Below are 13,027 nucleotides of genomic sequence, written 5' to 3'. Positions count from 1 at the left end.
TATCGCGTACTAAGAACTTTGTAATCGGTTGTTTTACAGTCGACATAGTAATTGTATGCGGAAAAAAGGACGTTTACAATCCTCAAAGCCCAGGGCCACACCTTGAGGCGTGGCCGAGCAATGAACAATGAGCAGGGTAATCGTACGCATGACTATTTGCAAGCGCCCAGACCTAAAGCTCCCGCTATGGCGGTGGCTACGGTGATGATTACTTTGAGGACAATGCCCCACACGGATTTTGACTTTGTGTCTTCACTCATGACGATTGGTAATTGATAATTAGTAATTAGTAACTTGTAATTGTTCTCATCCTAACGGATTCTCGCCCTGGTCACCGTCATTCCCTCCGGAACCGCCGTCGGAACCACTGCCGTCGGGAGCTTTCCCGCCTACGGCATATAGGGAAGCTTCCTTCAACTGTCCATCCAGGTTGATTTGGGCATTGCTCAGTTCGCCGGTGGCACGGGCGCGGAGCTTCAGCCCCTTCACGTTGTTGGCCAGCGAGAAGTCGGCAGCGGATTGCGCCCCTTTCTTGCTGACGATTCCTACGGAGAAGATGGCAAGGTCATCCAGTTTCACGTTCTTGCCGTCCAGAATCAGTTCCTTGGTGCAGGCCACCATGTCTGCCAGCACTCCCTTGATGACACCACTCGAATAGGGGGTGTTGTGATTGGACATGTGCTTGGCCAGTTTTTCGATGTCGAAGGTCTCTTCGATTACGGGGCGTGCATACCAGAGGCCTTTCAGTGGGCTGTCTTCGCCCGTCACTTGATACTTTTTGTAACGAATCATACAATTAAAATTTAGAAGTTAAAGGATAAAAACATTTGCTGTGTTGAACTCAACGATGCAAAGATAAGGCTGTGGATACGGGCGTTTGTCGGTTTTTGCAGGTTCTCGTCTGTTTGGGTCTGTTTTAGTCGGTTATTTACGCTTGTAAGTTTGATAATGTCATGATTTATAGTTACTTTTGATGAAATATAAATCGTAACTGTCAACTATGGATTCTTTTGTCATACGTACATACGGGCGTACCGAATTGGCCCAAATCTATTGTCCCAATCTTTGTCCGGAGGCTGCCTTCCGCAAACTGAAACACTGGATAGACCTTTGTCCCGATTTGCGTGACGGACTTTCCGCTTTGGGCGGTTCTTCCCGTTCCCGCTCTTATACGCCTGCCCAAGTGCGGCTGATAGTGGCTGCACTTGGAGAGCCTTAAACTTGAGGTTGGATGGCGTAAAGGTCAGGTCGGGAATCGTAAAGGTGAGGTTGGTACACTTGGTACAGAGGTTCATCCATCCTTTCGCCTCACACACATACGCGTGCGTGAAGCGAAGTGAATGTCAGACTTTGGGTTTCCGGTAGTTTCCCTTGCCATCTACATTTTCCACCAGCCCGTGTTTCTGCATGCGTTTGAGCCAGGTGGAGGCGGTTTCCGATTTGATGCCCATCTCTCCGGCTTTCTGCAGGAAAGAGGCCCGTGTGAATTCTTCTTCCATGCTGTCTACCAGCGCATCCCGGTCGGCATTGCCGCGGCTTGTCACTTCGGTGTTGGGCAGGAAGGAGAGGATATGGGTGGTATGCCGGTAAAGGCTTTCGGCCAGTGAGAGTACGGCATGAAAGTCATCGGAAGCAATGAGGAGATTCCATCGGCTGACAATGTGGTCTTTCAGATTGTCTGTGGCTGTGTGAGGGTCGGGCGACACGTAAGGCGAGGCGGTGATTTCCCCTTGTTCCATTGCGCGGAGCATGGCCACCACTTCCATGATGCGGCAGATGTTGATGGCCAGACGTGCCACGCTGCTTGACATCTCGTTTCCGTTGGCCAGTCCGGAGCGTATGAAAAGCCGGGAGAAGAGCCGGTTGAATTCATCTTTCTGTCCGTCCGTAAGGTGAAGGGTGAATATTCCGTTCATGACAATGGTTTTCAGTTTGTCCTTCCATTCCATGCCCAGAGCCTTGAAGGTATCTTCAAGATTGCTGTCATTGCGGTCGAACTGGTTTTGCCAATGATGTATGGCAGGCATGTAGTAGAATACCTGGCGGGAAAAGAGCCCGTTCTCAGCAGTGGGAATCAGGGGTTTCACTTGTGAGGGAGTGCCTGACAGAAGTACGGAAAGATAAGTTTTCTTTACCTCTCGGTATTCGTGGTCGGTGCGCCGGTTGTAGGACAGTCGGTCGTGGTCGAAGGCTTTGCGCATGGTGTCGCTCCAGTGTCCGTATTCCGAACCGATGGCGGTGGAGATGGTGTCGGCTTCGCTTTCGCATATCAGTCCGGTACCGTCGGAGTCCATCAGGTTTTGCAGGATGCCGGTTCCGGTGTTGTTGCCCGAGATGAGGAACATCTTGTTGAGAGGCATTACGGGAGTCTCCGTTTTTCCACGTTCCTTGCCCAGTGTGTCGTATTTTGCTTTTTCGCGGCGGTAACATGCCATGCTTTCGTCTACCTGCCCACGTATTTCATCGTGAATGGGCTCGGCAAGCAGGCGTACCAAGGAGAGCACTCCTTTGCCGGATGCAGGTAGGGCTACTACAAAGGTTTGCAGGCAGGGGGACATCATTTTTCCTCCGTAGGAACATCGGACGTGTTTTCCCATACTGGCACCCAATACGGTGATGGCACCCAGTAGCAGTACATCGTATTGGGCGGGGGAGGTTCCGCAGCTCATGATGCGATTCAAGGGATAAGGCCAGTGGAGGTGTTCGTCGAAAGTGGGTAATGGAGACAGTGGTTCAATGCCCGATGCGGACTCTTCCTCGCGTGCGCGTGTGTGTGAGGTAGAAGAGAGGGGTGAACTTTGTGTACCAAGTGTACCAATGGCAGGTGCGGCTTCATGCTGAATCTTCACGCCGCAAAGCTCGGCCAAATGAAAGGCGGTTCCCAGATGCACGTCGTTACGGCCGGTCTTCAGGGCATTGCTGAAGAGCTTGTCGGCTGCCCGTCGGTCGTACTTGGACGACAGGCTGCACAGACTTAAAAAATCATGCCGTCCTGCTTCTCCGCAGTCGGTGGCAATGGCAAATGCCAGTTGTATATATTCTTGATAGGTTGGAGCAATGTCTGCTCCTGCATTTCTGACTGCTTCGGCCAGAAGGTGCAATGAAGATAGTGGTTCCATCGGATTTGGTAATTTATAATTAGTAATTTGTTGTCGGTGATTTGCAATGACTCATAATTCGAAGTTCACAACTTTTCTGAGCAGTGCTTTTGGGTCATGGCAGAGGAAACAGGCACGTACGAGGTCTTTCCCCGAAGTGTCCACTCCTTTTCCGGGTTGTGTATTTTCGGTGTCATACATGCAGTGGACGTAATTCATGGCCCAGCGCACCGCCTCCGTGCTGTCTTTTCCGATAGGGCAGGGTACAAAAGCCTTTACACCTCGTCCGGTAGGGCTGATGAACACCAGTACCGGTGCGAGGTAAGGGTCTTTGAACAGTAGTTGCTTTAGGCGTCCGGCTTCGTCAGGCGAGTCGAGATGGTCTACGTCCACCACCACCAGTCCGGAGGGTAGCTTCAGGCAGTCGCTCCGTCGTCGGGTGAATACACCGCAGGGGGTGATGTAGGGTAAGGTTTGCTGTTTCAGCATCCGGCAGTTGTTATCATCGCCTTGTAGGGCAGCTTCGCGGATGGCTTGTGTTAGGGTGATCAGCCGTTTGTTGGCTGTGATGAGTTGGTAAACTTCGTTCAGTTCTAAAGTACGCAGGGGGGTAAGCGTGGCGCTTTTCACGGTTTTCCCGGTCGCTCCGTCCTTCATCGGCGAGATGGGTGGCATGAAAAGCGACATATTAAAAGATTTTGGCATATTATATGTTTAAATGGTTGGCTCAAAGGTATTCATTCTCTTTCGTTGAATCTTTCCCACATGTAAGAAAGATTTTAAAGGAACAAAGTAAATAATAACAATATATAACATAGTATTCTATCTAATTACTTAAAATTTATCTAAATGGGCAAAAATTTTATTCACCCTTCATTGGGCTTTTTTATCGAGCGAACGAGAAAACAGAGTGGAGTCACTATTGAAACTCTTTGCAAGGATTTGCATATTTCTCCATCCACGTACATAGACTTAAAAAAAAGGGTGTAACGCCCCACTTAGTACATACGAAACTCTTCTGCGATACTATATCGATGAACTGGAGGAACTGGATGATGACGAAATCAGGAAATTGGCTGGGGAATGGGTGGAGAAATGGCTGGAGGCTAGGAAGAAGGGGGAGTGATGATTGGATTGGTTGATTATTACTGATAATTAAAGGAATCTATATAAATGATTAATTTTACAGTAGGTCCGGTGCAATCTTCTGATGCTGTACGGGCCATAGGTGCCGAACAGGTGCCATATTTTAGAACAGCAGAGTTCTCAGAAATGATGCTTGAGAATGAGCGTCTTGTTAAGAAGTTTGCTAATGCGACTAAAGATAGTAAGGTTGTTTTCATGACATGTTCTGGCTCTGGTGGTATGGAGGCTGCCATCATAAATTGCCTTACGCCACAGGATAAGGCTCTTGTAATCAATGGTGGTAGCTTTGGTGAGCGTTTTGTGGAATTGCTTACCCTTCATAAAATTCCCTTTACGGAAATTAAGCTTAAGTATGGTAGAGCTTTGAAGCCTGAACATCTTGCTGAATATGAGAGCAAGGGTTACACTACTTTCCTTATGCAGAAGCACGAAACTTCTACGGGGGTACATTACGATATCAATCTTGTTTCTGATTTTTGCAAACGTAATAATTGTTTCTTGATTGTTGATACAATCTCTACCTTCCTTTGCGATTCATTTGATATGGCGGCAATGGATGCAGGGGTGATGATTACTGGAAGTCAGAAGGCTCTTGCTTGCGCTCCGGGTATTGCAGTTATGATTCTTGCTCCTTCGGCTATTAAACGTATAGAAAAGGTCCAATGTTGCTGTCAGTATCTTGATTTGAAGCTTGCTCTTAAAAATATGGAGAGAGGGCAGACTCCTTGGACTCCTGCTGTTGGTATCCTTCGTCAAATTAATGTCCGTTTAAAAGAAATTGAATCTGCAGGTGGTGCGGAGGTGGAGATTGCGCGTTGTGCAGAATTGGCTAAGTATTTTCGTGATAAGCTTGTTGAGAATAATCTTCCTTTTGAAATTGTCAGTGAAAGCCTTAGTAATGCTGTCACTCCGCTCCATCCCATAACTCAATCTGCTTTTAAAATTTTCCTTAAGATGAAGGATGAGTATGGAATGTGGATATGTCCTAATGGTGGAAATATGAAGGATACAATTTTTCGTATAGGTCATATTGGTCATCTTCAGAAGGAGGATTACGACAAACTGATTGCTGCATTTATTGATTTAAGAGAAAAGCGATTTATCTAAGGTTATGAAGAAGGTTATTACTTACGGAACATACGATTTGTTTCATCAGGGGCATTATAACCTCTTAAAACGTGCGAAAGCTTTAGGTGATTACCTCATTGTGGGTGTTACCACAGATAGTTTCGACTTGGAGAGAGGCAAGATGAACACGTGCAATAACGTGATGGAACGTATTGAAGCGGTTAAATCCACAGGTCTTGCAGATCAGATTGTGATAGAAGAATATCGTGGGCAGAAGATTGATGATATACAGAAATATGGAGTGGATATTTTTGCAATCGGTTCAGATTGGGAAGGCTATTTTGACTATCTCAACGAGTTCTGTAAAGTGATTTATCTTCCTCGTACTCAAGGGATATCATCTACTTTGCTTCGCCAGAAATATCCTATTGTCAATATTGGCATTATTGGTACTGGCAGTATTGCTTCACGTTTTGTTCCAGAGTCGAAAAATGTGAATAGTGCGTCCGTTTCTGTTGCATACAATCCTAATCAAGAAGAATGTGTTTCGTTCTGTGAAAAATTCTTGATTCCTATAGTTGCTCGTGATTTAGAAGAGTTGTATGAAAATTGCGATGCCGTTTATATTGCATCTCCACACTATACTCATTATGAATATGCAAAGTCTGCTTTGAACGCGGGAAAGCCTGTTCTTTGTGAAACTCCATTTGTATTTAGTAAGAAGCAGGCAGAAGAACTCTACTCGATTGCAGAGAAAAAAGGTTTATTGCTTCAGATTGCACTCAAAACTGCTTATTGTCCTGCTTTCGGGCACTTATTCTCTCTGCTCAAATCCGGTGTGATTGGTGAGATCGTTGAGGTAAATGCTTCTGTAACCACTCTTACAGACGAAAATTCAGCAAAGCTTGACAGTAAACATTTTGGCGGTAGTATGAGCGAGAATGCTTGTTTTCCTCTGCTGCCTATCTTTAAGTTTTTGGGGACAAAGTTCCGAAACATTAATTTTTATTCAAAGATGAAGAATGATGTGGATATGTTCACTAAGGCTGTTTTTCGTTATGATCATGCTGTTGCTTCATTTCAAGTAGGCTTGGGCGTTAAGACAGAAGGTTCTTTGACTATTGCAGGAACCAAGGGGTATGTGTATGTACCAGCTCCATGGTGGAAGACTGATTACTTTGAGGTTCGTTATGAAGACCAAAATTATAATAAGAAGTATTTTTATCCATATGTAGGTGAAGGTTTACGTTATGAAATAAAAGACTTTGTAGTCGCAATCTTAACGGATGGTTATTACTTTAGTAAGGTGTCGAAGGAAGAGAACCTTATGATGGCAGAGGTTCAGGAAATATACATATTGGGGAAGAACGTGTACAAGTTGTAGTATTGTTATTGACAAGTTAGGGCAGTTAATTTGTAATCAAGTAAATGGGGATTTATTATTTTTTATTGTGGATAGGTGTTATAGGAACATTTCTGAGTCAGGATAGCAGATTGAAGAGAACGGGGTTTTATATTATTTTCATATATATTCTTGCACTTTTCGTAATGGTAGTATTTAGGTATGACGTAGGAACTGATTACTTGGAATATACGGATTATTATTATCGAATTCATTCTTTGTTTGAATTGACGAGTGAAGATTTTTTTGTGGAACCTGGTTATGTGCTGTTATCCTCCTTGTTGCGTTCTATTGGTGCTCCATTTGAACTCCTTTCATTTATTCTTTTTTTGATAATAGTTTGTAATCTAAAAAGAGCCATTGCTTTTTTTTCAGATAATATACCTTTGTCAGTCGTATTATATGTATTTCTATTCTTTTTATCTTTCCATTTTAACTTGATTCGTCATGGGGTGATGGTGAGCTTTGTTTGGAAAGGGTATTCCTGGTGGTTTGTCGGTAAAAAGAAAAGAGCATTTATTTCTCTTGTTTGTGGTGCCATGTTTCATGCGTTAAGTCTTTGCTTCTTATCATTATTGTTTATCCATTTAAGAAAATATCCCATCTATATATATGCAGGTGTTTTGGTGTTTTCTTTTATTATATCTGCTCATCCCGATTGGCTCCTTTCTCTATTTGATACGTTGCTTTCTTCTATAATAGGTACTGACAATAGATTGTTTTTTTATTTAAATGGGGGACATTCAGGAGTTTTGAATGAGACAGGGGTTACGATAGGAATGTTCTTTAATCTCACTCTTTTTTGTGTTTCTTATTTTCTACTTATAGACAAAAAAAGTATATTTCTCTATAATATCTTATTTATAGGTATTACTTTTTTTTTATTATTCAATTCTTTTGGTGCTATTTCAGAACGTATAGCAAGCACATGTTATGTAGCAAATATTTTTATTCTCCCATCTGTTTTAAATCTGATGTATGTTAATAAATGGCGTTTTTTGTGTTTAGCTGTTATTCTTTTGTATGGAATTTTAATGTTCAACAAAGAAGTGTCAAAGGAATCAGCTAATTATATACCTTTTACTACGATTTTTTCAATGTAACCTAATTGAAGGATTTTGCAAAATGTTTCGTTCTTACTTTTCACGAGTGCTTAAAGAATCATTCCTTTTATTGTCACTCTATAACACTTATTATCGCCTGAGAAACAAGAAACGGTTTTGGAAAGAGATTAACCGTCGTCAGGCATTGAGCATGTTTGATTATAAGGAATTAGTAAAACCTATACCTTATTATCCAATAGAGGCTATTAAGGATTCTAATTTTTATGGTCAGGCTTATGCTTTGAAACAATACTCAGGTGTAAATAAGTTTGGATGGTCAATAGAACATGGACTTTATGTAGATGATTATGTGCCTATGGCCGCGTGGTGTAAAACGACCAAACGTATCATGACTTTCAGCAACATACGAGTGAAGGGGCTTGGAAGTTTACATAAACCCGTGATTGCTATTGGCCCTTACATACATTATGCTGAATGTATGTTGAATAGTGAAGAGATGAATTCCTTGAAAAAGGAATTAGGCAAAACTCTTCTTTTCTTTCCTACACATACATGCTGTGAGGGTGGCTTAGAATATGAAATACATTGTATGATTGATGAATTGCTAGAACTTAAAGAGAAGCTTGGATTTGATACTGTAATTGTGAATATGTATTATTTAGATGAAAATAAAAACGGTTTTGGTGATTTATATAATAAAGCTGGATTTAAAGTGACCACTGCTGGTCATCAGTTGGATATAAACTTCTTGAATCGTCTGAAAACGATTATCTTATTATCTGATTATACTTGTTCAAATAGTATTGGTACTCATACAGGATATTGCGTATATCTCGGCAAACCTCATCTTGTAATTAATCCTGTACAAACCTTGGAAGAAGTGAATCCTTTATGGCGTGATTTATGGGAAACTTTTGAAAAAGATTCATCACAAGCACAAGTGGATAAACGACTTCTTGCCTCCAAATATTGGGGATTTGATTGTGTTAAAAGTAGGGAAGAAATGAGGGCTCTATTAATAAATAATGGATGTTGAATATCTTAAATAGGTAAAGTTGAAACGGATAATAATAGATAAAATATTATCAAATAAAATCTTGGTAAAGAACTATTTTTTTGTTTCTATACTTAATGTATTAGCTTTGTTTTTACCATTAATTACTTATCCTTACATTATTAGTAAACTGGGTGATGAATTATATGGCTACATTGTATTTTCGTTTACGGTAATTACATATATTGAAATGGTGGCTGCGTGGGGATTTGATATCTCTGCGGTGAAAGATGTAGCCCAATATCAACATGTCAAGCACAGATTGAATGAGATTGTATCATCGGTGCTTTACATTCGCTTTATATTTTGTATGTTTTTGCTGTTGCTATTAGTGGGAGCATTAATGTTATTTGATGTAAAGATGAAAATGCTTTATATCCTTTTTTCAGGACATTGCATAGCTTCTGTATTATTCCCGGGTTGGTTTTTTCAAGGAATACAAGAACTGAAGTATGTTACCTATTTTCAGTTGATTTGTAAACTTGTTTTTGTGATATTGATGGTTGTATTCATTCATTCGAAAGCCGACTATCTGTATTATCCTATTTTGTTCAGTCTTGGTAGCTTGTTTGGCACTGCTTATGGATTGTATGTGATGTTTGAGAAATATAAGGTTAGGCTGATAGGGGTAAAAATGCGCAATGTGGTGTATCGTTTCAAACGCTCTACTTCCATTTTTTATTCACGTATTGCTGATATGATAATAGAACGAAGCAATGCTATTTTGCTTGGTAATTTTATTGGTATGCAGGAAGTGGCATATTATGACTTAGCTAATAAGATAGTTCGTTTAGGTTCTTTTCCTATAATGATTCTTAATCAAGTTCTCTATCCTAAAGTGGCATCTGAACGTAATTTTCGATTAATGCGTAAGGTTATGGCAATATCTTTTTGGGTTGCTATACTGATATGGGGGCTGTGTGTGCTGCTGGCACCTTGGGGAGTTGAACTTCTGGGCAAAGGGTTGATGGAACCCTCTGTTGAAATAGTATATATTCTTTCTCCGCTGATAGTTACCAATTCTATCATTTATTTGCAAGGTAGTCCCATCTTGGTTGCAGCTGGCTATTTTAAAGCATTTAACATAACCATGTGGTGCTCTTTGGGGGTTTACGTTGCATGCATGTTATTTGTATTTATTTTCAACTTGCATACCAATCTTTTATCAATTTTGATTATACAGCTTATAACTAATATTTCATTATTAGTGGCAAGAGCATATTACATTAGAAAATTTAAAATATTAAGATAATGCTGAAAGATGACCGTGAAAAAGGTAAGAATGTGAATGAGCAAGCCAGGCTTGTTATGCTTAAATTACTTAGAGAGTTAGATCGCATTTGTACAAAATATGATATTCCTTATTGGCTTGATGGAGGAACTTTGTTAGGAGCTATTCGCCATGGTGGATTTATTCCTTGGGACGATGATATTGATGTAGCGATGTTGCGTAATGATTATTATCGTTTTTTAGAAGTTGCAAAAACTGAATTACGCGATGATATCTACCTGCAAACCAGAGAAACAGATTCTGATTATCCCATGTTTTTTGCGAAATTACGTGATAAATACAGTACTTTTCATGAGCCAATGTATGAACGATTGAAATGTCATAAAGGTATATTTTTAGATATTTTCCCTTTTGATTATGTAAAACATTCATGGTGGCAATCGCATCTGAAATTATTTCTTCACGATACCAATTATTCAGTAGTAAGACATGGAGCTTTTTTGCAACGTACAGTGGGGTATTTGATGAAACGTTTTATTAGATATTCACATATTCCTCTTTATAATTGGCTCAATGACTTTTTCCATGCTGAAACAATGGAGGAAGCCGATAGCTTGGCTTGGGCCATGGAAATAAATGAGTATAAGCTTTTATCCAAAGATGTTCTTTTCCCTTTGAAACGTCACGAGTTTGAAGGAGAGATGTTTAATATCCCATGTAATTATGATACTTATTTGCGCGAATATTTTGGCGATTATATGCAATTGCCTCCTCTTAACAAACGAGTCAGTCATAATAATGGAATAGAACCTTTTACACGCTGTAATCACAAAGAAAGTTTAGAATGGAATGAATGAAAATAGGAGTATAATGAAAAAAGTAACGATTATTTTCCCCGGATGGATAAAAGCACCTAATGGGGCTGCACAGTTTGTCTTTGGGTTAAGAAGTTGCATCAATGATTTTGCGAATCAGGGAATCGGACTATCAACTTTCACACTTGACGATGTACATGGTGAAGTAAGAAATTTTTCTAACAATGATAAAATCAAGAGGAAAGCGTCACTAAAAAACAAGTTAATGAGATATGCTAAATATAGCCATCTCATGACGTATGCTATGATTTATTTTTCTGGATTACGATATTCCAAACGGATAGTAGAAGCCTTCGATGAAATACCCAATGATGAATTGCCGGATATTATTCATTTCCAAGACTTGTTTGCTTGTTATTACTATTTGAAGCGTAAAAGAAAAAACAAAAAATCTGTGTATTTGACACTGCATAGTAATGGCTCTTTATGGTCAATGTATGAAGAGTATTACCCTTTGTTTCGTTCTTGTTTTTTTGGTATTATGAAACGTAGGATAGAGGATGTTGTACTGAATAGAGTGGATAAAGTAAATTTTGTAGCCGATTTCCCACGTTGGAATTTTTGTCATCTTTACCCCCACATATCTTCGCAAAAGACTTCATTTGTCTATAATGGCATCCCTGATATTGAAGGTGGAAGTAAGTGTATATCTTCAACCAATCAGACTAGGTTAGTATGCGTAGGAACATTGTGTAATCGTAAAAATCAAATAGGCATACTTCATGCATTATCTAAATTGACCTCTGAACAACAAAAATCTTTTTCCATGACTTTTGTCGGAGATGGTCCTTCGCGTAATATTTTGGAAAAAGTAGCAGCTACACTTTCTGCTGATATTTATTTTGTGGGCAACTCAAACCAAGTAAATGACTATTTGACTAACTCGGATGCTTTTATTTTGTTTTCTAAAGACGAAGGATTGCCAATATCAATTATTGAAGCTATGCGTTGTGGTTTGCCCATTATATCTACTCGTATAGCAGGTATTCCAGAAATGATTGTTGAAGGTATTTCAGGCTATTTGGTAGATGTAGATGAACAACAACTCTCTGAGTTGTTTGAAAAGATATTGATTGACAGACCTGATTTTGTAAAAATGGGGAAAAAGTCAAGAATTATTTATGAAGAAAAATTTTCTCAAAAGGCTATGATATTATCTTATGCGAAATTATGGCAGAAGGCTTGAGAATAGCTATGGATTCTTAAATAATTCATCTTATATAAATGTCACCTAACTATTCTGTATTGATTTCGGTCTATTATAAAGAAAGGCCGATTTATTTGAAGTCTGCACTTGATAGTGTACTGAACCAAACGCTTCCTCCTTCTGAAATCATATTGATTAAGGATGGACCTCTCACTGTTGAATTAGAAAAAGTTCTATCTTCTTACGATACTAATTTGCTTAAAATTATTCCTTTGCCTAATAATTTAGGATTAAGCAAGGCACTTAATATAGGCTTAAAGCATTGTAGCTATGAGTTTGTGGCTCGTATGGATACAGATGATATTTGCTATCCATCTCGTTTTGAGAAACAAGTTCTTTTTTTGCAATCACATCCTACGATAGATATTGTGGGGGCCTATGCGACTAAAATTGACGAATGTGGAAATAATCTTGAAGAGGTTATAAAGGTTCCTGTTTCGCATGAGGATATTGTTCGTCTGGTCTGGACTTGTCCCTTGAATCATCCTACTGTGATGTATCGAAAAAATGCAATCTTATCAGTAGGTGGGTATAAACCTGATGCCGGTCCGCGTCAGGATGATTATGATTTATGGTTCAGGTGTGCAGAAAAAGGATTGCATTTTGCCAATATTTCGGAACCATTGTTGCATTATCGCTTCTTTGCTGACAGTGTGAGAAAAAACAGTATAGAAGTAGGGTGGCATAGAATGAAAATAGGTTTACGTGGCTGTAGAAGACTTCATTTGTCTTTCATTGCATATATTGGAGTTTGTATACCCTTTGTCCGTTCTTTATTGCCATATCCTTTAAATGTTTATTTTCAAGGGCTGATGAATCGCATGAATCCCCGTAAAATGAGAGAGTAAATAGGAATATCTTATATGCTATTTCTGGCAAGTA

Annotated in this window: 13 protein-coding genes and 1 pseudogene; 9 read left to right on the top strand and 5 right to left on the bottom strand. The window is 39.9% G+C overall.

Features of this window, described 5'->3' with window-relative positions; genetic code table 11:
- Nucleotides 1-57: 57 nt before the first annotated feature.
- The 3 genes and pseudogenes from M1B78_RS18775 to M1B78_RS11635 all read right to left on the bottom strand — a co-directional run.
- Nucleotides 58-150, bottom strand: a pseudogene (locus tag M1B78_RS18775) (N-acetylmuramoyl-L-alanine amidase); the annotation flags it as partial.
- A 2-nt stretch (nucleotides 151-152) separates the two neighbouring features.
- Nucleotides 153-260 (bottom strand): smalltalk protein, encoded by a 108-nt coding sequence (locus M1B78_RS11640; protein ID WP_257940740.1) that lies wholly within the window; start codon nucleotides 258-260, stop codon nucleotides 153-155.
- A gap of 46 nt (nucleotides 261-306) precedes the next feature.
- Entirely contained in the window at nucleotides 307-792 is a 486-nt protein-coding gene (locus M1B78_RS11635) for a DNA-binding protein (RefSeq protein ID WP_136011356.1), read from the bottom strand.
- Between the two features lie 208 nt (nucleotides 793-1,000).
- Between M1B78_RS11635 and M1B78_RS11630 the strand changes: the two genes are divergently transcribed.
- A complete protein-coding gene (locus tag M1B78_RS11630) occupies nucleotides 1,001-1,219 on the top strand; it encodes a DUF4248 domain-containing protein (RefSeq protein ID WP_005829478.1) in 219 nt (72 codons plus the stop codon).
- 124 nt (nucleotides 1,220-1,343) lie between these two features.
- On the opposite strand, the gene M1B78_RS11625 is transcribed toward M1B78_RS11630, so the two are convergent.
- Both M1B78_RS11625 and M1B78_RS11620 read right to left on the bottom strand, forming a co-directional pair.
- Entirely contained in the window at nucleotides 1,344-3,119 is a 1,776-nt protein-coding gene (locus tag M1B78_RS11625) for a DUF3987 domain-containing protein (protein WP_257940739.1), read from the bottom strand.
- A gap of 51 nt (nucleotides 3,120-3,170) precedes the next feature.
- On the bottom strand, nucleotides 3,171-3,803 hold the full coding sequence (locus tag M1B78_RS11620) for a BT4734/BF3469 family protein (RefSeq protein WP_257940738.1): 633 nt from the start codon (nucleotides 3,801-3,803) through the stop codon (nucleotides 3,171-3,173).
- 468 nt (nucleotides 3,804-4,271) lie between these two features.
- Here M1B78_RS11620 and M1B78_RS11615 point away from each other — a divergent pair, with 468 nt between their 5' ends.
- The 8 genes from M1B78_RS11615 to M1B78_RS11580 are packed head-to-tail and all read left to right on the top strand — an operon-like array spanning nucleotide 4,272 to nucleotide 12,993.
- On the top strand, nucleotides 4,272-5,351 hold the full coding sequence (locus M1B78_RS11615; protein ID WP_022400688.1) for a pyridoxal-phosphate-dependent aminotransferase family protein: 1,080 nt from the start codon (nucleotides 4,272-4,274) through the stop codon (nucleotides 5,349-5,351).
- 4 nt (nucleotides 5,352-5,355) lie between these two features.
- Complete coding sequence (locus M1B78_RS11610) at nucleotides 5,356-6,696, top strand: Gfo/Idh/MocA family oxidoreductase (RefSeq protein ID WP_257931703.1); 1,341 nt, start codon at nucleotides 5,356-5,358, stop codon at nucleotides 6,694-6,696.
- Nucleotides 6,697-6,740: 44 nt separating this feature from the next.
- Nucleotides 6,741-7,817: an EpsG family protein gene (locus M1B78_RS11605; protein ID WP_005829445.1), complete on the top strand. Its 1,077-nt coding sequence runs from the start codon at nucleotides 6,741-6,743 to the stop codon at nucleotides 7,815-7,817.
- 22 nt (nucleotides 7,818-7,839) lie between these two features.
- Nucleotides 7,840-8,814 carry a hypothetical protein gene (locus M1B78_RS11600; protein WP_193712574.1) on the top strand — a complete coding sequence of 325 codons (975 nt, stop codon included), beginning with the start codon at nucleotides 7,840-7,842 and terminating at the stop codon, nucleotides 8,812-8,814.
- A gap of 19 nt (nucleotides 8,815-8,833) precedes the next feature.
- A complete protein-coding gene (locus M1B78_RS11595) occupies nucleotides 8,834-10,084 on the top strand; it encodes an oligosaccharide flippase family protein (RefSeq protein ID WP_034529821.1) in 1,251 nt (416 codons plus the stop codon).
- Nucleotides 10,084-10,920: a LicD family protein gene (locus M1B78_RS11590; RefSeq protein ID WP_009038569.1), complete on the top strand. Its 837-nt coding sequence runs from the start codon at nucleotides 10,084-10,086 to the stop codon at nucleotides 10,918-10,920. Before M1B78_RS11595 ends, M1B78_RS11590 begins: the two co-directional genes overlap by 1 nt.
- Before the next feature lie 13 nt (nucleotides 10,921-10,933).
- Nucleotides 10,934-12,124, top strand: a complete 1,191-nt coding sequence (locus M1B78_RS11585; RefSeq protein WP_009038568.1) for a glycosyltransferase family 4 protein — start codon at nucleotides 10,934-10,936, stop codon at nucleotides 12,122-12,124.
- Nucleotides 12,125-12,162: 38 nt separating this feature from the next.
- On the top strand, nucleotides 12,163-12,993 hold the full coding sequence (locus M1B78_RS11580) for a glycosyltransferase (RefSeq protein WP_022400683.1): 831 nt from the start codon (nucleotides 12,163-12,165) through the stop codon (nucleotides 12,991-12,993).
- Nucleotides 12,994-13,027 lie beyond the last annotated feature (34 nt).

This window comes from Bacteroides muris (ex Fokt et al. 2023) (genome assembly GCF_024704895.1).
In the GTDB taxonomy this organism is placed as follows: Bacteria; Bacteroidota; Bacteroidia; order Bacteroidales; family Bacteroidaceae; genus Bacteroides; species Bacteroides muris.
This window is presented reverse-complemented; position numbering and strand designations above follow the sequence as displayed.

Bases quoted from the DNA above. Each gene is read 5' to 3' on its own strand.
- M1B78_RS11625 (WP_257940739.1), bottom strand. From the start codon at position 3,119: ATGGAACCACTATCTTCATTGCACCTTCTGGCCGAAGCAGTCAGAAAT.
- M1B78_RS11590 (WP_009038569.1), top strand. From the start codon at position 10,084: ATGCTGAAAGATGACCGTGAAAAAGGTAAGAATGTGAATGAGCAAGCC.
- M1B78_RS11635 (WP_136011356.1), bottom strand. From the start codon at position 792: ATGATTCGTTACAAAAAGTATCAAGTGACGGGCGAAGACAGCCCACTG.
- M1B78_RS11580 (WP_022400683.1), top strand. From the start codon at position 12,163: ATGTCACCTAACTATTCTGTATTGATTTCGGTCTATTATAAAGAAAGG.
- M1B78_RS11620 (WP_257940738.1), bottom strand. From the start codon at position 3,803: ATGCCAAAATCTTTTAATATGTCGCTTTTCATGCCACCCATCTCGCCG.
- M1B78_RS11615 (WP_022400688.1), top strand. From the start codon at position 4,272: ATGATTAATTTTACAGTAGGTCCGGTGCAATCTTCTGATGCTGTACGG.
- M1B78_RS11640 (WP_257940740.1), bottom strand. From the start codon at position 260: ATGAGTGAAGACACAAAGTCAAAATCCGTGTGGGGCATTGTCCTCAAA.
- M1B78_RS11585 (WP_009038568.1), top strand. From the start codon at position 10,934: ATGAAAAAAGTAACGATTATTTTCCCCGGATGGATAAAAGCACCTAAT.
- M1B78_RS11600 (WP_193712574.1), top strand. From the start codon at position 7,840: ATGTTTCGTTCTTACTTTTCACGAGTGCTTAAAGAATCATTCCTTTTA.
- M1B78_RS11605 (WP_005829445.1), top strand. From the start codon at position 6,741: ATGGGGATTTATTATTTTTTATTGTGGATAGGTGTTATAGGAACATTT.
- M1B78_RS11610 (WP_257931703.1), top strand. From the start codon at position 5,356: ATGAAGAAGGTTATTACTTACGGAACATACGATTTGTTTCATCAGGGG.
- M1B78_RS11630 (WP_005829478.1), top strand. From the start codon at position 1,001: ATGGATTCTTTTGTCATACGTACATACGGGCGTACCGAATTGGCCCAA.